The sequence below is a fragment of the Amycolatopsis kentuckyensis genome, assembly GCF_041679295.1.
Taxonomy (GTDB): domain Bacteria; phylum Actinomycetota; class Actinomycetes; order Mycobacteriales; family Pseudonocardiaceae; genus Amycolatopsis; species Amycolatopsis kentuckyensis_A.
Window position 1 is genome coordinate 370,128 of sequence record NZ_JBGDMD010000011.1, and the last position, 18,279, is coordinate 388,406.

Below are 18,279 nucleotides of genomic sequence, written 5' to 3' on the forward strand. Positions count from 1 at the left end.
AGGTAGGGGCTTTCCGTGCCGGAGCAGCTGCCATCGCGCGTGCTTCGGCGGTGGGCGGGCGTCGCCACCGACTGGTCGACGCCGCGCTCTTCGATGCACATCAAGCTCCCAAGTCATTCCGCTGCGGAGAGGGCGTCCACGGCCGGCTTGACGTTCTCCACGGCGAACTCGCGGAACGAAGTGGGCGTGGTGTTCCCGGCGGTGCGCGGCGTGCCGTTGGTGATGCCGCGCTCACCGGCGAGGTCCATGTCCACCATGGACTGCGCCATCGCCTCGGAGACGCCCCGGTCGACGAGGAACCGCTTGACAGCCCCGCGTTCGCCGATCCGGTACCGGACGGGCCGGCCGAGGACGTCGCTGAGGGTCTCGGCGATGTCCTGGTACGAAAGGTCTTCACCGCCGAGGATCTCGACGGACTCCTGCCCGGTCCAGGTGTGGTCGGCCAGGTACCCGGCGGCGAGCGCCGCGATGTCCTTCGTCGCGATCCACGGCATCCGGAAGTCGGCCGGCAGGGTCCCCGGGAGGGTCCCGGTGCCGATCGCCGCCACCTGCCGCAGGACGTTGTCCATGAACGTCGGCAGCGCCAACGCCCGCACGTGCGCGCCGGTGCTGCGGAACAGGTCCTCCATCGCGTGCGACGCGGAGATGTGCCCGGCGTAGATCCGCGACCCCCGCCCCAGCGAGGAAACGATCACGACGCGCGGCACCGCGTGGCGCACCACGGCGTCGGCTCCCGGGATCGAGGCGGTCACGTACGCCTCGTAGGGACTGTTCGCGGTCGCGGCCGCCGGCATCAGCCAGAACACCGCATCGGCGCCATCGAGCGCCCGGTCCAGGACGTCGCGATCACGGTGCGAGCCGACGACGATTTCGGCCCGCTCCCGTACCGCGGCGGTCAGCTTGCCCGGGTCCCGGACGACGAGGCGGATCGGCTCGCTCCGCCGCAGCAGCTCGTCGACGAGCTTGCTGCCGATCTGCCCGGTGGGGGCGGTGACCACGATCATGGATGATGACTCCGTTCGGTGAGAACCAAGTAAACTACACTGTACCGTATACTTTAGGGTGGACGCCATGGCCCGACGCGGCGAAGCGCTGCGCGAGCACATCCTCGACACGGCGAAACTCGCGTTCCTGGATGACGGCTTCGAGCGGACCTCCATGGACGCGATCGCGGCGCGCGCGGAGACGTCGAAGCGTTCCCTGTACGCGCACTTCCCGACCAAGGACGCGCTGTTCCTCGCGGTCGTCGAACGCATCCGCGCCCTGTTCGGCGACCGCATGGGCGTGCCCGCCGACTACGCGGAGGAGCCGGTCGAGGCGGTCGTGCGGTACTGCGGGCGCTTCGTGCAGCTGCTGGGCTGGTCTTCGGTCGGGAAGGTGCTCCGCCTCGGCATCGGCGAGGCCGACCGGCTGCCGGAACTGGCGGCCGGGCTCTTCGACGTCCTCTTCGGCGTCACCACCGGGAACCTCGCGGCGCACCTGGTGACCGCGTCGGGACTCGCCGCCGGCGAAGCCGAGGCCCTGGCGACCGAGCTGATCGGCCTCGCCGTCCACCCGGTGCTGCCCCGGCTGCTGTTCGGCGTCGACCCGCTCACCGACGAGCTGCCGGACCGGGCCCGGCTGGCGGCCGACGTCGACCTCGACCGGATCCGGCGCCTCTTCCGGCTCCTCGTGCCACCGCCGGCGCCGGGGGCCGGTCGGTAGCCTCGGGACCATGGTGTTCGACTCGGCCCGGTTCGACCTGCGGCCCTACACCGGTTTCGAAACGGAACGCTTTGTCCGCCGGACCTTCTGCAGCTGGCAGGACGCGGGCTGGCGGTCCCTGCTCGTGCAGCGGTTCGACCACGTCCCGGTCGCCGAAGACCTGGCGCTGCCCGCGGCCGCCGACCTGCACCTGGTGCTGCCGGTGTCCGGGCGGGCCGAACTGGAGACGCGGGCCGGCGGGCGGGCCGTTCGCGATCGGTGGCTGCCCGGCCGGGTCCAGCTGGGCATTCCGCACCAGGCCGTGGTCCGCCGCTACCGCGGGGACGCGGACATGCGCAGCGTCCAGGTGCACATCCCGCGCGACACCGTCGATTCGGCCGTGGCGCGGCTGGGCGGTGACGTCCCGGACTTCGAGGCCATGGCCGCGTCCGTCGCCGCCGGCGATCCGCTGCTCGAGGCGGCCGTCCGGGCGCTCGGCGAGCCGGGGACCGCGGACGACCTGTACGCCGAGACCGCGGCCGCGTTCCTGGCCACGCACCTGCTGACCCGGCACGGGCGGCTGCGGGCCGGGCGCCCTTCCGGACGGGAGGACGCCCGCGTGCGCGCGGCCGTGGCCTTCCTGCGCGAGCGGCTGGCCGAGCCCGTCACGCTGGCCGATCTCGCCGACGAGGTGCACCTGTCGGTCTACCACCTGGTCCGCGTGTTCCGGACCGCGACCGGGCGGACCCCGCACCGGTTCCTCACCGAACTGCGGGTCGAGGAAGCGAAACGGCTCCTGCGCGAAACCAGCCTCTCCCTCGACCGGATCGCCCCGCGGTGCGGCTTCGCCGGCGCCGGCGCGCTGTCGGCCGCGTTCGTCCGGCACGTCGGTGTCCGGCCGTCGGCCTACCGCAATTCCTGACCGGTACCCCGCAATTCCACGCCTGGGCCGCGCGGAGCGCCGGTCTTAGCCTGCCTGCATGAGCCAGCAGTCCTACGACGTCACCGCCGAATCCCCGGCACCGCCCGCGGCCGTGTGGGCGTTGCTGCTCGACCCGCACAGCTGGCCGTCCTGGTCCCGCATCGACGCCCTGGAGGCGGCGCAGTCGACGGGTCTTTCCCCCGACGGCCGCGACGGCGTCGGCGCGGTGCGCGCGTTCCGGACCGGGAAGGTCGTCACCAAGGAACGGATCACCGCGCTCGAGCCGGAACGCCGGTTCGCCTACGAAGGCGCCGAAAACCCCCAGCTGACCGGCTACCGGGCGGCGGTCGAGCTGACGCCGCGCCCCGGTGGCGGCACCCGGATCCGTTGGCACGGCACGTATTCGGCGCGGTTCGGCATGCGGTGGTTCCTGCGGCGCTACCTCCGCCGCTTCATGCAGGGCATGGCGACCGGGCTGGCCGCGCACGCCGCCGGCGACCGGACCGGCCGCCCGAGCTGAAAGGCGCCTACTCGCCCTCTGCGCTTCGGCGCGACCACGTCGCAGCGTCCGTGGCGTAGCGGACCAGGAGCCGCGCGAACTGGACGCGGTCCGCCGGCGCCCACCCGGCCGTGATGTCTTCGAACGCGGCACGCTGCTCGGCGGCGAACCGGGTCCGCTCGGCCTCGCCGCGTTCGGTGAGCTCGAGCACCGTGCGGCGGCCGTCGGCCTGGGAGGCGGCCCGCCGCAGCAGGCCGTCGGCGATGCACGCCGCGACCGTGCGGCTCGCCACCGGCTGCACCACGCCCATCTCCGCCGCGAGCCCGCCGACCGTCATCTCCCCCGGCGCGTCGGCGACCACGTTCAGCACCAGGTTCCGGGACAGGTCCCGGCTCGACGCCGGAGTGCGCCGGCGCAACCGCGACAGCGCCGGGCCGATCTGGTCCAGCAGAAGGTCTTCACCGCTCACCTCCCGGATCGTAGTACTTCGCGCATTTGCATACCAGTCGCAAACTGCATAGCATCAGGTATGTAACTGCGAACGAAAGCGAGGCCACCATGGCCACCACCGCCATCACCGGCGCCCGGGTCTTCGACGGGGAGAAGACGCTGGGGGTGCAGACGGTCGTCCTCGACGGCCGGAAGATCCGCTCGATCGGCGGCGACGTTCCCGAGGGCGCCGACGTCGTCGACGGCCGGGGCGCGACCCTGCTGCCCGGGCTGATCGACGCGCACGTCCACTCCAGCCCCGGCTCCCTGGCACTGGCCCTGCGGTTCGGCGTCACCACCGAACTGGAGATGCAGGGCATGAACACCCGCGAAAACCGCGCGCACATCACCGAAGACGACACGGTCGCCGACGTCCGGTCGGCGGGCTTCGGCATCACGCCACCCGGCGGTCACCCGAGCGAGCTCATGCCCGAAGGGTTCCGGCCGGCCGGCGAGCTGCCGCCGGTGATGCCGCTGATGCCGTTCTCCACCACCCCGGAGCAGGCCGCCGCGTACGTCCCGCAGCTGCTGGCGCGCGGCTCCGACTACATCAAGTTCATGGTCGACGACGGCAGCGTCGAAGGACACCCCGGGCTGCCGATGCTCGACCAGGCCACGCTCGACGCGGGGGTCGCCGAGGCCAAGAAGTACGGCGCCCTCACGGTGGCGCACACCCTGACCCTCGAAGCCACCCGCATGGCCGTCGAGGCCGGGGTCGACGGCGTCGTCCACGTGTTCATGGACCGCCCGCACACCACGGAGATCGTGGACCTCATCGCCGCGTCGGGGATGTTCGTCGTGCCGTGCGTGTGCCTCGACGCGTCGATGATGGGCATCACCGGCGACGAACTCGCCGACGACCCCCGCGTCGCCCGCCGCCTCGACGACAAGTGGGAGAAGACCCTGCGCGCCAGCTACGACCGCTACCCGCAGGGCCGGCTCGACGACGTCCTGGCGACCGTCCGGGCCCTGGCCGCGGCGGGCGTGGACCTGCTGGCCGGCACCGACGCCTCGATGGCCGAGACCTTCTTCGGCGGCCTGGCCCACGGCGCCAGCCTGCACCACGAACTGCGGTACCTCGTGGCCGCCGGCCTGACGCCCGCCCAGGCCCTGCGCGCCGCGACGGCGACCACGGCCCGCCGCTTCGGCCTCGGCGACCGGGGCCGCATCGCCGAGGGGCTCCGCGCCGACCTGCTGCTCGTCGACGGCGACCCGACGACCGACATCGGCGACACGCTCAGCACCCGGGCGATCTGGCGCCGCGGCAGCCGGCTCGAGCAGGCCTCGTAACACCGGCCGAACGCGTCCCTCAACAGTTCGGCGGGACCCCCGGCCGGACGAGGACGGTCGGGGTCCGCGCCGCCTGGTCGCCCTCCGCCGGGCGGAGCGGGCACACCCGGACCACCGGCGGCCCCGCGTCGGCGCGGTTGCCGCTGTTGTCGAACGTGATCGGCCCGCCGGCCCCCACCACCGCCTGGCCGCTCGAGGAGAACCCGCTGATCGCGGTGTTGACCTGGCTGCGCTGCACCGGTTTCGCCGACGGGAGCGTCCGCAGCGCCGCCGAAACCGTCGTCACGGCGTCGTAGCCGTTGACCGCCCAGCCGTCGTCGAGGTGGGCCGCGTCGAAGCCGGCGCCGGCGAAGGCCGCTTCGAGGTCGCGGAACCCGGGGTTGTCGCCGCGGAAGCGATCCGCGCCGGACACGAGCGTCGACACCAGCCGGATCCGGCCGTCGGCGAAGCTCGGCGACCGCAGCGCGCGCAGGCGGAGGTCCTCCAGCATCGCGGTGTCTTCCGGCGCGCGGACGCGGAGGCCGTCGGAGGTGCTGACGACGGTGACCGACGTGGCCGCGCACCGCCCGCCGAGGAACGCTTCGTCCAGGCTGAAGAGGAACCGGGCGAGGTCGCTGCCGCGCGCGATGTACAGCACCTCGACGTCCTTCGCCGTTCCGCAGACCCGCTGGGCGGTCAGCGGGACCGTGCTCGCTTCGTCGGCGTCGAACTTGACTTCGGTGATCTTGCCGCCGAAGCGGCGCTGCATCATGGGCAGCGCCGTGCACGGGTACGGGTCGGACCCGCCGGTGGGCACCATGATGAAGTCCGGCCGGCCGGGCAGCACCGCGGCGAGCTGCTCGATCTGCACGGCGTTGCGGTAGGCGACGCGGTAGAAGTAGTCCCGCCCGACGCCCCGGGGGTAGGTGATGTCCGGGTCGCACGCGCGGAAGTCCGGCTGGTCGTCGCGGGACCCGGTCTGGTCGAACCCTTCCGCGGTGATCAGGTCGGCCACCATGGGGATCTTGGCCCCCGCCAGCAGGTCCGCCACCTCGGCCGATTTCTGCTGGCTCAGCCCCAGCCCGGCGACCGCCACGACGTCCGGGTCGCCGGCGAGCTCCCGAGCCACCTCGACGGCCTCGTTGTCCGGCCCGTACGCGCCGACGTTCGCGACCACCAGCCGCATCGGGTGCAGGCAGCCGGTGTCGTTGGCGTGCCGCTGCCCGGCGGCCATCCCTTCGAGCTCGTGCAGCGCGCGGCCGCCGGCGTTGCGGTCGGTCAGCGTCAGCAGGACGCCGACGGTCACCGGGGTGCCCTGGGGATCGCACTTGTCCGCGGCGGCGCCGTTCTGCTGCCCGATCACGTGCAGCACGGCGGCGAAGCGGTCGAGCCCGTAGTCGTACGAGCCGTCGCTGAGCCCGACGCACTCGCCGCCCGCCGACCACGCGGAGCCGTCGAACCACCCGCAGGTGAACGCGCGCTGCAGCGGCTGCTGGAAGACGAGGCCGCCCGCCACCACGAGGGCGACGACCAGCGCGACGGCCACCCGCCACCAGTCCGTCCGGCGGTGCGGGAAGTCGCGGTCGGGATCGGGGAGCAGAATCCAGCGGTAGCGCGAGGCCACGGTCGGTCCTTTCGGGACAGGGGTCAGTACCAGCTGCCGTCGGCCGAGTAGCGGCCGGCCCGGTCGAGGAACGGCTCCTTGTCCGCCACCCCTTCGGTTTCGGCCAGCCGCAGGAAGCCGTGGGAGGCCAGCTTCCGCAGGGCCGCGATGTCTTCCGGACGCGTCACGCACGGGTCGCGCTCCAGCGCGGGCACGATGCCGAACAGCGCGTCGGTGTGGCCGGCCGGCGTCGGCGGCCGGCCGAGGCCCTTCAGCTCCGCCAGGTCGGTCACCCGCGGGTCGGGTGTGGCGACGACGGCGTCGAACAGCGCCAGCCACTGCGCGGCCGGCAGTTCGGGCAGCAGGGCAGCCAGCTCCTCGGCGACTTTCGCGCGGCCGCCCAGCATCCGCTCGTGGTGCCACCGCCCGGCCCGGTCGTCGGGGTGGAGTTTTCCCCGCAGGACGCGGAAAACGCCTTCCCAGCCGGTCTGCGGGTCCGGGCGCACCGCCAGCGCCCGCAGGCCGAGGTAGCGGGCCAGCGGGTGGAGCCGGCGTTCACCGCCGCCGGGAGCGGCCCACAACGTCGGCGAGGTGTAGAGCGGCGAGCCGAGGCCGAACGGCGGTGGCAGCAGGGGAACGAGCGCCCCGGCCTCCTGCCAGGTCCGCGCGGCCGACAGCGTGATCAGCGCCTCGACCGAGGCGTCGTCCGGCCTCCGCTGGGGATCGAGGCCGCGGACGAAGATCCGCAGCAGGTGCCGGTCGACCTGGACGTCTTCGTCGGGTTCGCGGCCGCCCAGGAGCGCGCCGAGGTCGTCCGCCGAGCCGGGGTTGTCCCCCAGCAGGCGCAGCACGAACTCGGTGGCGAAAGCGTGGCCGTGGGTGAGCCGGCCGGCCACGGTTCCGGTGCGCTCCGACGTCGCCCAGTCGTGGCTGCGAGCCAGCTGGAGCACCTCCGCGGACGTCAGGTCGGCCACCTCGACCCGCACCCGCGGCCCGGCCACCGGCCCGGTCCCCGGCCACGGCGTGGCACCGGCCGCGGCGGGCCCCGCGCTGGTCGTGACCACGGCCAGCGGATCGGGCAGCCGGTTCTCCGGGGTCGGCCGGCTGTCGGCGATCGCCTGGCGCACGCGCAGCAGCGAGCGGACGAACGTCACCGCCGACGGGACGTCGCCGTCGTCGAGCAGCAGGAGCATCTGCGGCACCCGCCCGCGGACGCGGGCGTGGCTGCGGCGCAGGTCCGCGAGGAACGCGGCGACCAGGACGTCGTCGACACCGCGCCGGACCACCGGGTCCGCGCTCTTCGCCCGGGCGCCGAGCTGGATCAGCGTCACCTCGGCGTCGCCTGCGAAGTCCTGGTCCTGGTGCCCGAACCAGTCCACGGCGTCGCCCCAGGAAAACCGCGTCAGGCCGCGTCCGCGGTACAGCCGGTTCAGGGCGCTCTCGGCGACTTCGGCCGCCAGCTTCGGGACCAGGTCGGACAGACCCGGCACCTGGACGTGCACCAGCGCGAAAGAATCGTGCGCCAGCGCTTTCAGGAAACGGTCGAGCGCGGGCTTGCGCTTGTAGTCGTTGAGCCGTTCTCGCAACCGGATCCGCTGATCGCCCGCGGGCAGCCCGGCGAAATCCGCGCTGAGGGCGAGCTGCGCGACCACCGAGCGCGGAAACGAGACCGGATAACCCGAAACGCCGACGCCCAGCCCGAGCATGACCGACGTCAGCAACGGCCGCAGCGAGGTCCGGTCGCCGTCCAGCACCAGCGGCTGGACCAGCACGGACGCGGTGCGTTTCCGCCACGTCCGCAACGTCTCCTCGAGGATCGCGGTCCGCCCGGATCCGCCGCAGCCCGTCAGGACGACGACCGGCCGCGGGGCGGCGGAATCGTGTTCGCCACGCGGTTCGACCAGGCCGCCGATCAGCTCCAGAACCGATGTCCGGCCCACGAACATGTATCCCCCCGGTGCTCTTCGCCGCTCCCCTGCGAAGACCGGCACCTTATCGTTTCCGATCCGGCGGGAAAACCGCGGAAAGTCACAAAAGGCCGAAGGTCAGCCGAACGCCTCGGCAACGACCCGAATGCCGCAGCGTGCCGCACGCGGAGTAACCGGTTCTGCCGGATGGCCGCACCCAGCAGCCATCCCCGAGAGATTATCGACACAGTGTCGATTTTAGTCGACACCGCGTAGAGTCCGTGGCGACGACGTCCCCGGACAGGAGCAGCCGATGTCCCCCAAGACCTTTCTCATCACCGGTGTCAGCAGCGGGCTCGGCCGGGCCTTCGCCCGGGGTGCGCTCGACGCCGGGCACACCGTCGCCGGCACCGTGCGCCGGGAGACCGACCTCGGCGCTTTCGAAGCCCTCGCACCCGGGCGCGCGCACGCCCGGCTTCTCGACGTCACCGACGACGACGCCGTGTTCGCGCTCGTCCAGGCGGTCGAAGCCGAAGTCGGGCCGATCGACGTGCTCGTCGCCAACGCCGGCTACGGCCACGAAGGCGTCTTCGAAGAGTCGCCGCTCGCCGAGCTGCGCGCGCAGTTCGCCACCAACGTCTTCGGCGTCGCCGCGACCGTGCAAGCCGTGCTGCCCGGTATGCGGCAGCGGCGGTCCGGGCACATCTTCGCCGTCAGCTCCATGGGCGGGCTGATGACCGTGCCGGGGCTCGCCTTCTACTGTGCCAGCAAGTACGCCGTGGAAGGCCTGCTCGAAACCGTCGGCAAGGAGGTCGCCGGGTTCGGCGTGCACGTCACCCTCGTCGAACCCGGCTCCTTCCGCACCGACTGGGCCGGCCGCTCGATGGTGCGCACCGACCGGTCCATCGCCGACTACGACGAGCTGTTCGCCCCGATCCGCGACGCCCGGCAAGCCGCCAGCGGCAACCAGCTCGGCGACCCCGCCAAGGCCGCCGAAGCGCTCCTCGCGGTCGTCGGCGCCGCCGAGCCGCCGACGCACCTGGTGCTCGGCTCCGACGCCCTGCGCCTGGTCGCGGCGGGACGGTCCGCCGTGGACGCCGACATCGAGAAGTGGGCGGAACTGTCGCGCTCCACGGACTTCCCCGACGGGCACCAGCTCGCCGCGAACTAGGATCGCGCCATGGCCACCACGCGCAAGCGGCGCGACGCACCGCGCAAGGGCGACCTGCGGGAACAGGCGATCCTCGACACCGCCGAAGCCCTGCTGGAGCGCGAGCACGTCGAGCCGATGACCGTGGAGACCATCGCGAAGGGCGCGGGTATTTCCCGCGCCTCGCTGTACTTCTACTTCGGGTCCAAACAGGACGTGCTCACCGCGCTCGTCGCGCGCACGGTCGCCGTCCTCGACCGGGACGCCGGTGCCGCCTCCGTGGACACCGGTCCGGCGCCCGCCGAGACGGCGCGGGCGGCCGTGCTGCTCACCGCGAAGATGTGGCGGGCCCACGGACCCGTGATGCGCGCGGCCGTCGAGCTGTCCCCCACCGTGCCGGAGATCGCCCGGCTGTGGAACGGCACCGTCGAGCGCTACGCCGAGGCGATGACCGCCGTCCTGCGGCGGGCGGGCGTGCCCGCGGGCGAGAAGCCGGCCGCGCTGGCGCAAGCGTTGTGCTGGATGACCGAACGCGTCTTCTACCACGCGTCGCGGGCCGGCGAGCCGGGCGAACTCGACGCCGCGGCGGAGACGTGCACCGAAGTCTGGCGCCGCACCATCGCCGCGGGCTGACCACCCGGCCGAACGGGCGGCACCCCTTCCCCATCCCCACATCCGCGGCTACCATTCCGGATCACTGGGAGCGCTCCCAGTCGTCTCGGGCGCGGCGAGGACGGAACACTTCACGGTCGTTCAAGGGAGAACGTGCATGCGAAGCAAAACCGTGGCCGCCGGTGCGGTCGCCGCCTTGGCGGTGAGCAGTGTCGTCGCACTGACGACCTGGGCCGGCGCCGAAGCCGCCGGGTCGGCCTTCTACGTCGATCCCGGGACCAACGCCGCCAAGTGGGTCGCCGCCAACTCCGGTGACTCGCGCGCCGGCGTCATCCGGGACCGGATCGCCTCCGTGCCCCAGGCCAGGTGGTTCACCACCACCAACACCTCGGCCGTGCGCGGCGAAGTGGACGCCTACACCGGGGCCGCGGCCGCCGCCGGGAAGATCCCCATCCTGGTCGTCTACGACATCCCCAACCGCGACTGCGGCGGGGCCAGCGGCGGCGGGGCGCCATCGCACGACGCCTACCGGGCCTGGATCGACCAGGTCGCCGCCGGCCTCGCCGGGCGGCCCGCGGCCATCGTGCTCGAACCCGACGTGCTCGCGCTCATGACGAACTGCCAGAGCGGCGACCAGCAGAGCCAGACCACGGCGTCGATCGCCTACGCCGGCAAGCGGCTCAAGGCCGGCTCTTCCCAGGCGAAGGTGTACTTCGACATCGGGCACTCCGCCTGGCTTTCGCCCGGCGACGCCGCCTCGCGGCTGCGGGCCGCCGACATCTCGAACAGCGCCGACGGCATCTCCACCAACGTCTCCAACTACCGCGCCACCGGCGACGAGGTCGCCTACGACAAGGCGGTCCTCGGCCAGCTCGGCGACTCGCGGCTGAAAGGCGTGATCGACACCAGCCGCAACGGCAACGGGCCGGCGGGCAGCGAGTGGTGCGACCCGGCCGGGCGCGCGATCGGCACCGCCAGCACCGACCAGACCGGCGACAGCGCGATCGCCGCCTACCTCTGGGTCAAGCCGCCGGGCGAAGCGGACGGCTGCATCGCCACCGCCGGCCAGTTCGTGCCGCAGCGGGCCTACGACCTCGCCGTCGCCGCCGGTCCGGTCCCGACCACCACCCCCACCACACCGACGAGCAGCACCACGCCCACGACGCCGACCAGCACCACCCCGCAGCCGACCGGCGGCTGCAAGGTCACGCACCGGGTGGTCAGCACGTGGTCGACCGGGTACACCGGCGAGATCGTCCTCGAAAACCGCGGCGCGCCGGTCGACCACTGGACGCTCACCTTCTCCGCGCCCGGGGTGACCGTCGGCCAGGGCTGGAACGGCACGTGGACCGACACCGGCGACGTCGTCAAGGTCGACAACGCGTCCTGGAACGGCTCCCTCGCCACGAACGCGACCGCGACGATCGGCTACAACGCGAGCTACACCGGCGGCACGCCACCGTTCCAGGCGCCGACGCTCAACGGGACGTCATGCGGCTGACACCCCCAACCGCGCGAACCTGAACGGCCGCAACGGTTCCGGGCGGACACGGTCGAGCGCCCACGTCGCGAGGGCTTCCCCCACCGCCGGCGTGAGCGCGAAACCGTGTCCGCTCCAGCCCGTGCCGACGAGCACAGAACCGAAGCCGGGCACCGCGTCGAGCACCGGGATCCCGTCGATCGTGCTGGTGTCGGCGCGGCTGTTGTCCACGGCGAGCACCTGCGCGCCCGCCAGGGCCGGGATGGTCGCGGCCGCGTCGGCGACGCTCGCGCGCAGGACGTCGGGATCGGGCGTGCCGACGCCACGCACCGGGTCCCAGCCGCCGGGACGGCCGCCGGAGAGCATCACGCGGCCGTCGTCGGTCAGCTTGACCGACAGCGAGCGTCGCGTGTGGCCGATCTGGTGCTCGAGCGAGAACCCCGGCGGGGGTGCGACGAACGTGACCTGGGTGGCCTTCTCCCACAAGGGAAGGCTCAGCCCGAACGCGTCCGCGAGCAGGCGCGGCGTCGACCGGTTGGCCACGACGATCACCCCGCGGCCGGCCCGCAGGGACTCGTCCCCGGCCAGGCGCAGGACGACCGAGCCGTCCGGGTGGGGCTCCAGCGCGGTCACCGCGGTGTGCTCGCGGACGCGGGCTCCGCACTGCTCGGCGGCCTTCGCGAACGCCCGCGTGGTCGCCGGGTGGTCGGCGGTGCCGTCTTCGGGGGTGTGGAGCGCGAACCGGAGGTCCTCGGCCAGCCCCGGCTCCAGCTCCGCCAGCTCGTCACGATCGACGACGCGGCACGGGATCCCGGCCGCCTGCTGGGCTTGCACCCTCGCCGGCAGGCTCTGCCAGCCCGACCCGCCGGCGACCTCGACGTCGTAGACGGTGAGCAAGCCGTTGCGGCGGTACCCGGTCGGCGTCCCCAGCTGCGCGTCCAAGTCCGGCCACAGCTCCAGGGCGCGGCGGGCCAGCGGGAGTTCCCGGAGGTCCCGGCCGCCGGCCCGCACACCGCGCCGCCCGGGGCCGCCCGACGCGCCGGACGCGAGCTCGTCCGCTTCCAGGAGAACGACTTCCGCGCCGCGGCGGGCGAGGTTCCACGCGGTGGCGGCCCCCATGGCGCCACCGCCGATGACGGCGTACTCGACGGACATTCAGCTGACCCTTTCCAGGAATCGGCGGGTGCGGACCTCGCGCGGGGCGTCGAGGACCTGGTCGGCCGGCCCCCGTTCGACGATCCGGCCCTGGTCCATGAAGACGATCGTGTCCGCGACCTGCCGGGCGAAGCCCATTTCGTGCGTGACGATGACCATGGTCAGGTCGTCGCGGGCCAGGTCGCGCAGGACGTCGAGCACCTCGCCCACGAGTTCGGGGTCCAGCGCGCTGGTGGGTTCGTCGAACAGCATGAGCTTCGGCCGCATGCACAGGGCGCGGGCGATGGCGACGCGCTGCTGCTGCCCGCCGGACAGCTGCGCCGGGTAGCTCGCGTGCTTGTCGGCCAGCCCGACCTTGGCGAGCAGTTCCTCCGCGTGCCGCACGGCTTCGCGCCGCGGCACGCCGAGGACGCGGACCGGTGCCTCGATCAGGTTCTGCAGCACCGTGAAGTGGGAGAACAGGTTGAACTGCTGGAACACCATCCCGATGTCCCGCCGGTCGCGGCGGGCCTGGCGCGGCGTGGCCTGCTGGAGGTCGGCGCCGGCGCGCCGGTAGCCGACCAGGCCGCCGTCCACGAGGATCGTGCCCGCCTGGATCTGCTCCAGGTTGTTGATGCAGCGCAGCAGGGTGCTCTTGCCGGACCCCGACGGGCCGATCACGCAGACGACCTCGCCGCGCCCGACGACCAGGTCGACGTCACGCAGGACTTCGGCGGCGCCGTAGGACTTGCGCACCCGCCGGATTTCCACGGCCGGGGCGGTCATCGGAGCTCCCCGCGGTCGAAGTGACGCTCGACGCGACGCTGGACGACGGTCAGCAGCGCCGTGACGACGAGGTACCAGAACGTCACGACCAGCAGCAGCGGGATCGTCTCGTAGGTGCGCGCGTAGATGATCTGCGCGCTGTAGAGGAGTTCCGGCATGGCGATGACGCTGACGATCGACGTCGTCTTCACGACGTTGACGAACTGGTTGGTCAGCGGCGGCACGATGGCACGCATGGCCTGCGGCAGCACGATCCGGCGCAGCGCCAGCACACCCGGCATACCCAGCGCTTCGGCCGCTTCACGCTGGCCGCGGCCGACGGAGATCAGCCCGGCGCGGAAGATCTCCGCGCAGTACGCCGCTTCGTGCAGCGTCAGCCCGATGATCGCGGCACCCGCCACCGTGACGACGGAGTTGGTGTCGAGCGTGAAGAGCTTCGGGTACAGCGCGGCCAGGTTGTACAACAGGAGCAGCAACACCAGCAGCGGAGTCGCGCGGAAGACCCAGATGTACGCGCCGGCGACCGTGGTGAGCACCCGGTTCGCCGACTGGCGCATCATGGCCAGGCCGACACCGGCCACTATGGACAGTGCCATCGAGAGCACCGCCAGTTCCAGGGTGTGCCCCAGCCCCAGCAGGATCGACGGGCTGAAGACGTAGTGCCCGAACGCCGGCCACGAGAAGTTCCGGTTCGTGAACGCCGACCCGAGGAGCAGCGCGACGAGCCCGGCGACGACCAGGCCGGCGACCCACGTGCCGTACTTCTTCCGGCCGATGATCCGCGCGGGCGGCGCGCCGCCGAGGGAGACCGTGCTCATGACTGTCCTTTCAGGATTTCCGAGGTGTCGAGGTGGTTCTCCTGCAGGCCCCACTTGGCCAGGATCGTGCGGTAGGTGCCGTCGGCCATCAGCCGGTCCACGGCCTCGTGGACGGCGCCGGTCAGCGGCGAATCCCGCTTGAGGCCCAGTGCCACGATCGCCCGCTTGTACCGGCCCGCCAGGCGGAACAGGTCCGGCGACTTGCTCGCGACGTACTGCGTCAGGGAGATCGAGAAGTACAGGACGTCGATGCGGCTGCTGCGCAGCGCGAGCACCGCCGCGGTGCCGTTGGGGAACAGGCTGAGCCGCCAGCCGGGCCGGCCCGCGGCGGCGCAGGTGCCCGCCGCCTGGTCCAGCTGGCCCTGCTGGACCGACCCGACGACCACGCCGACCGCGTGGCCGCACAAGTCCACATAGGAATCGACCGGGAAGTCCGTGCGGTGGTTGGCGAGGAAGCCCTGGCCGCCGTTGTAGTAGGTGACGAAGTCGGCTTTCTTCCGCCGCTCCGCGGTGGGGCTGAGCGAGGCGAGCACGAGGTCGTAGCGCCCGGCGGCGAGGCCGGGCACGACCGCGTCGACGTTCGTCGGGACCGGGTCGGTGCCGACGCAGAAGACGTCGGCGATGGCCTGGCTCAGGTCGCGGTCGAACCCGACGATGGTCGCGTCGTCTTCGGCGTAGTACGCCATCGGCGGCGTGTCCGGCACCATCGCGACCCGGAACGCGCCGCGCTGGCGGATCGGGGCCGGCAACGCCGTGGTCAGGGCCGGGTCGCACCGGCCGTGCGGGCGGGCCACCAGCGCGGGGTCGGCGGTGCCCGCCGAGCCGAGCCCGCAGCCCGCCACGGCCAGCGCCGGGATCAGGACCGCGGCCAGCAGCCGTCTTGTTCGGTTCATGTCACTACCTCCACCCGTCCGGGGTGATGTAGTGTGTACTTCATGAAATCTCGATTGTCTAGTGAGCACTAGATGGACCTGACGAAACGCATCGCCCAGGTTCGGGAGCAGCTGAGCGCCGGCGGGATCCGGGTGGTGGACTTCTTCGCCGCGCACCCGGCGGAGGCGTCGGTCTTCTCCGCCCAGGAGATCGCCCGCCGCGCGGAAGTCAGCGACGCGACGGTCATCCGCACGGTCAAGCAGCTGGGCTTCAGCGGGCTCGGCGAACTGCGCCGCGCGGCCGCGGCCATGCTCAATCCCGTCCGCGACCCGGAACAGACGCTCGCCGAGCACCTGACGCAGTCCGACGACACCGGCCGGCTCCTGGCCAAGATCAGCCTGGACGCCGCCGAGCTCGTCCGCGCGGTGCCGCGTTCGGTGCCGCCGGAGACGTTCGACGCGGCGACGCGGATCCTGGCCGCGTCGACGCACACCCTGGTCGTCGGCTACGGCTCCGCGCACCCCGTGGCCGATTCGCTCGCACTCGGCCTCCGGCGCATCGGCCGCCGGGCCGGCGCGACCGGGCTGACGGGCTACAACTTCGCCGACGAGCTCAGCCAGCTGGACGCCGGCTCGGCGCTGGTGCTCGTCGCCCCGCTGCGCCACGTGCGCGAGCACGACGTGGCGATCAGCGAGGCGCTGCGGATCGGCTGCCCGATCGTGCTGATCACCGAGGTGCTGGCCAGCCACTTCGCCGACCGGGTCGGCACGGTGCTCGTCACGCCGTCGACGGAGAACCTGTTGCCCAGCAACCTCGTCGCGCAGCTGCTGCTCGTGGACGCGTTGCTGCTGGCGGTTTCGGCGACGGACACCGACCGGGCGCTGAACGGCTGGAAGACGACCAACCGGCTGCGCACGGAACTCGTCGAAGGCAGCCTCGACGTGCCCCTGACCCCGGCGAAGTTCCCCCTGCCCAGCAGCTGACTACCCGGCCGCGCGGGTGGCTCGCGCGGCCAGGTCGGCGAAGGCCGTCCGCAGCTCCGGCGGACCGACCACGTCGAGGTCGGCGTCGAACCGCAGCAGCCCCGCGGCCAGCGCCGCCCACGACCAGGACCCGGTGCGCAGCCGCGTCTTCCCCGGCGCGATCTCCTCGGCGACGCCGTCGCCGGCGAACGGCGCGACCTCGGCGAGCGGCAGGTCGAGGACCACTTCGCCCTGGCACGGCCACGCGTCGGAGCCGGCGGAGCCCTTGAACCGCGCGGCGAGGAACGTGGCGACGTCCCCGCCCGGCACCTCCCGCGGGGTGAACCGGGGTCCGTTCGGCACGCGCAGTTCCAGCCGGTCGACGCGGTAGGTCCGCCAGTCGTCGCGGGCGGCGTCCCAGCCGACCAGGTACCAGCGGCCGTTGCGGACGACCAGGTGGTGCGGCCGCACCTGGCGCCGGCGGGGCGGGTCCCCGTAGTCGAACCGCACTTCCTCGGTCGCCCGGATCGCCGAGCTGAGCGCGAGCAGGACGTCCGTGCCGACCTGCGTGTCCCGCGCGGCCGCGGTGATTTCGAGCTGGTCGACGCGCTGCCGCAGCCGGGCCGGCATCACCTGGCGGACCGTGGCCAAGGCCCGGGCGGCGGCCTCCTCGATGCCCGCGCCGGTCCCGACCGCGATCCGCAGCGCCACCGCGAGCGCGACCGCCTGCTCTTCGTCGAACAGCAGCGGCGGCATCTGCCGGCCGGCTTCGAGCCGGTAGCCGCCGTCGGGCCCCTTGACCGCCTGGACGGGGTAGCCGAGCTCGCGCAGCCGGTCGACGTCGCGGCGCACGGTCCGCTCGCTGACGCCGAGCCGGCCGGCGAGCAGCGCGCCCGGCCAGTCCCGGCGCACCTGCAGCAGGGACAGCAGCGAGAGCAGGCGACTCGAGGTCGCCGTCGAGGAGGCGGTCGGCACGGTTTTCATGATGCCACGAGAAGCGGACGTTCCCTGACCGCTACTGCTGACACGGTGGCTCTCGTCGGAGAACACCACTCGCAAAGGAACCCCATGTCTCTCACCACTGCCGCCCACCTCAACTTCACCGGCCAGGCCCGCGCGGCCCTCGAGTTCTACGCGTCGGTCTTCGGCGGCCAGGCCGTGGTCGTCACCTACGGCGACTTCGGGATGCCCGCCGAGCTCCCCGACGCGGGCAAGGTGGTCTTCGGTCAGGTCACCGCGGACAACGGCTTCCGGGTGCTGGCCTACGACGTCCCCGGCACCGACGGACCGGCCACCCCGGCCGCACCCACGACCCGCCGCGAGAACGGCACCACGATCACGAAGGAGCCGTTCTTCCTCTCGGTCCGCGGGTCTTCCGTAGAGGAGGTCGCGCCGCTGTGGAAGGGACTCGCCGAAGGAGCGACGGTCATCGAGGAGTTCGGACCGGCCCCGTGGGCGCCCGCGTTCGGCATGCTCGCCGACCGGTTCGGCGTCACGTGGGTCATCGACGTCGCCCAGGGCTGACCCGTTCGCGCGGTGGGGTGCGTCGCGCACCCCACCGCGCCCGACCACCGGAATCGCCTTGCCGGTTGTCGATGGGGTTGTTCTCCGGCCGCTACCGCAAGGAGACGGCTCTCGGCCCGATCGACGTGGCCTACGAGCCGCCGCACCTGCGCCGCGCCGGGGGCTGATGCACGCCGGCGCGGCACGGGGCAGACTGTCGGCATGGCCGAAATCGAGGGTATCGACGTCACCGCAGTGCCGAGCGGGACCGGCTGCGCGGAATGCCTCGCCGCCGAGGGCTGGTGGGTGCACCTGCGACGCTGCGCCCAGTGCGGCCACATCGGCTGCTGCGACACCTCGCCCGCCCAGCACGCGACGGCGCACTACAAGGCGACCGGGCACCCGTTCATCCGGAGTTTCGAACCGGGCGAGGACTGGTTCTACAGCTTCGAGACGGGCGAGGCGTACGACGGTCCCGCGCTGGCACCGCCGGAGCACCGCCCGGAGACGCAGCCGGTGCCGGGCCCCGAGGGCCGCGTGCCGGACGACTGGCGCACGCACGTCCACTAGCAGTGCGGCGGTTCCCCCC

The 18,279-nt window shown here is 72.8% G+C and carries 19 protein-coding genes; 10 read left to right on the forward strand and 9 right to left on the reverse strand.

Annotated features, from left to right (window positions below):
• Positions 1–113 precede the first annotated feature (113 nt).
• Positions 114–1,004 (reverse strand): NmrA family NAD(P)-binding protein, encoded by an 891-nt coding sequence (locus ACERZO_RS39925; protein ID WP_372671203.1) that lies wholly within the window; start codon positions 1,002–1,004, stop codon positions 114–116.
• Between the two features lie 67 nt (positions 1,005–1,071).
• Between ACERZO_RS39925 and ACERZO_RS39930 the strand changes: the two genes are divergently transcribed.
• From ACERZO_RS39930 to ACERZO_RS39940, 3 genes are read left to right on the forward strand one after another with little or no spacing between them, the layout of a single operon-like run.
• Positions 1,072–1,704 (forward strand): TetR/AcrR family transcriptional regulator, encoded by a 633-nt coding sequence (locus tag ACERZO_RS39930; RefSeq protein ID WP_372671204.1) that lies wholly within the window; start codon positions 1,072–1,074, stop codon positions 1,702–1,704.
• 10 nt (positions 1,705–1,714) lie between these two features.
• Entirely contained in the window at positions 1,715–2,605 is an 891-nt protein-coding gene (locus tag ACERZO_RS39935) for a helix-turn-helix domain-containing protein (RefSeq protein WP_372671205.1), read from the forward strand.
• A gap of 58 nt (positions 2,606–2,663) precedes the next feature.
• Positions 2,664–3,125 (forward strand): SRPBCC family protein, encoded by a 462-nt coding sequence (locus ACERZO_RS39940; protein WP_372671206.1) that lies wholly within the window; start codon positions 2,664–2,666, stop codon positions 3,123–3,125.
• Between the two features lie 7 nt (positions 3,126–3,132).
• On the opposite strand, the gene ACERZO_RS39945 is transcribed toward ACERZO_RS39940, so the two are convergent.
• The gene (locus ACERZO_RS39945) at positions 3,133–3,573 is read right to left on the reverse strand and encodes a MarR family winged helix-turn-helix transcriptional regulator (RefSeq protein WP_372671207.1); all 441 of its coding nucleotides are present in this window, start codon (positions 3,571–3,573) and stop codon (positions 3,133–3,135) included.
• Positions 3,574–3,662: 89 nt separating this feature from the next.
• Here ACERZO_RS39945 and ACERZO_RS39950 point away from each other — a divergent pair, with 89 nt between their 5' ends.
• Positions 3,663–4,883 carry an amidohydrolase family protein gene (locus ACERZO_RS39950; protein ID WP_372671208.1) on the forward strand — a complete coding sequence of 407 codons (1,221 nt, stop codon included), beginning with the start codon at positions 3,663–3,665 and terminating at the stop codon, positions 4,881–4,883.
• A 19-nt stretch (positions 4,884–4,902) separates the two neighbouring features.
• Here ACERZO_RS39950 and ACERZO_RS39955 read toward each other — a convergent pair whose 3' ends face one another.
• Together ACERZO_RS39955 and ACERZO_RS39960 are read right to left on the reverse strand one after the other, a co-directional pair.
• Entirely contained in the window at positions 4,903–6,486 is a 1,584-nt protein-coding gene (locus ACERZO_RS39955) for an ABC transporter substrate-binding protein (RefSeq protein ID WP_372671209.1), read from the reverse strand.
• A gap of 23 nt (positions 6,487–6,509) precedes the next feature.
• Positions 6,510–8,411 (reverse strand): hypothetical protein, encoded by a 1,902-nt coding sequence (locus ACERZO_RS39960; RefSeq protein ID WP_372671210.1) that lies wholly within the window; start codon positions 8,409–8,411, stop codon positions 6,510–6,512.
• 274 nt (positions 8,412–8,685) lie between these two features.
• Between ACERZO_RS39960 and ACERZO_RS39965 the strand changes: the two genes are divergently transcribed.
• The 3 genes from ACERZO_RS39965 (at position 8,686) to ACERZO_RS39975 (ending at position 11,635) form a co-directional block, all read left to right on the forward strand.
• Positions 8,686–9,543: an oxidoreductase gene (locus tag ACERZO_RS39965; RefSeq protein WP_372671211.1), complete on the forward strand. Its 858-nt coding sequence runs from the start codon at positions 8,686–8,688 to the stop codon at positions 9,541–9,543.
• Positions 9,544–9,552: 9 nt separating this feature from the next.
• Entirely contained in the window at positions 9,553–10,155 is a 603-nt protein-coding gene (locus ACERZO_RS39970) for a TetR/AcrR family transcriptional regulator (RefSeq protein ID WP_372671212.1), read from the forward strand.
• A 151-nt stretch (positions 10,156–10,306) separates the two neighbouring features.
• Positions 10,307–11,635 carry a glycoside hydrolase family 6 protein gene (locus tag ACERZO_RS39975; protein ID WP_372671233.1) on the forward strand — a complete coding sequence of 443 codons (1,329 nt, stop codon included), beginning with the start codon at positions 10,307–10,309 and terminating at the stop codon, positions 11,633–11,635.
• Here ACERZO_RS39975 and ACERZO_RS39980 read toward each other — a convergent pair.
• The 4 genes from ACERZO_RS39980 to ACERZO_RS39995 are packed head-to-tail and all read right to left on the reverse strand — an operon-like array spanning position 11,624 to position 15,245.
• Positions 11,624–12,769: an NAD(P)/FAD-dependent oxidoreductase gene (locus ACERZO_RS39980; protein ID WP_372671213.1), complete on the reverse strand. Its 1,146-nt coding sequence runs from the start codon at positions 12,767–12,769 to the stop codon at positions 11,624–11,626. The genes ACERZO_RS39975 and ACERZO_RS39980 overlap by 12 nt on opposite strands.
• Positions 12,770–13,534 (reverse strand): amino acid ABC transporter ATP-binding protein, encoded by a 765-nt coding sequence (locus ACERZO_RS39985; RefSeq protein ID WP_372671214.1) that lies wholly within the window; start codon positions 13,532–13,534, stop codon positions 12,770–12,772. It abuts the gene before it with no gap.
• Positions 13,531–14,352, reverse strand: coding sequence for an amino acid ABC transporter permease (locus ACERZO_RS39990; RefSeq protein ID WP_372671215.1), 822 nt, complete (start codon positions 14,350–14,352; stop codon positions 13,531–13,533). The genes ACERZO_RS39985 and ACERZO_RS39990 overlap by 4 nt, the downstream gene beginning before the upstream one ends.
• The gene (locus tag ACERZO_RS39995) at positions 14,349–15,245 is read right to left on the reverse strand and encodes a transporter substrate-binding domain-containing protein (RefSeq protein ID WP_372671216.1); all 897 of its coding nucleotides are present in this window, start codon (positions 15,243–15,245) and stop codon (positions 14,349–14,351) included. Before ACERZO_RS39995 ends, ACERZO_RS39990 begins: the two co-directional genes overlap by 4 nt.
• Positions 15,246–15,317: 72 nt before the next feature.
• Here ACERZO_RS39995 and ACERZO_RS40000 point away from each other — a divergent pair, with 72 nt between their 5' ends.
• Positions 15,318–16,208 carry a MurR/RpiR family transcriptional regulator gene (locus tag ACERZO_RS40000; RefSeq protein WP_372671217.1) on the forward strand — a complete coding sequence of 297 codons (891 nt, stop codon included), beginning with the start codon at positions 15,318–15,320 and terminating at the stop codon, positions 16,206–16,208.
• Here the strand turns inward: ACERZO_RS40000 and ACERZO_RS40005 are convergent, their stop codons facing one another.
• Complete coding sequence (locus ACERZO_RS40005; RefSeq protein WP_372671234.1) at positions 16,209–17,162, reverse strand: helix-turn-helix transcriptional regulator; 954 nt, start codon at positions 17,160–17,162, stop codon at positions 16,209–16,211. It lies immediately after the preceding gene.
• 93 nt (positions 17,163–17,255) lie between these two features.
• Between ACERZO_RS40005 and ACERZO_RS40010 the strand changes: the two genes are divergently transcribed.
• Positions 17,256–17,711 carry a VOC family protein gene (locus tag ACERZO_RS40010; protein WP_372671218.1) on the forward strand — a complete coding sequence of 152 codons (456 nt, stop codon included), beginning with the start codon at positions 17,256–17,258 and terminating at the stop codon, positions 17,709–17,711.
• Positions 17,712–17,912: 201 nt separating this feature from the next.
• On the forward strand, positions 17,913–18,260 hold the full coding sequence (locus ACERZO_RS40015) for a UBP-type zinc finger domain-containing protein (RefSeq protein ID WP_372671219.1): 348 nt from the start codon (positions 17,913–17,915) through the stop codon (positions 18,258–18,260).
• Positions 18,261–18,279: the final 19 nt, after the last annotated feature.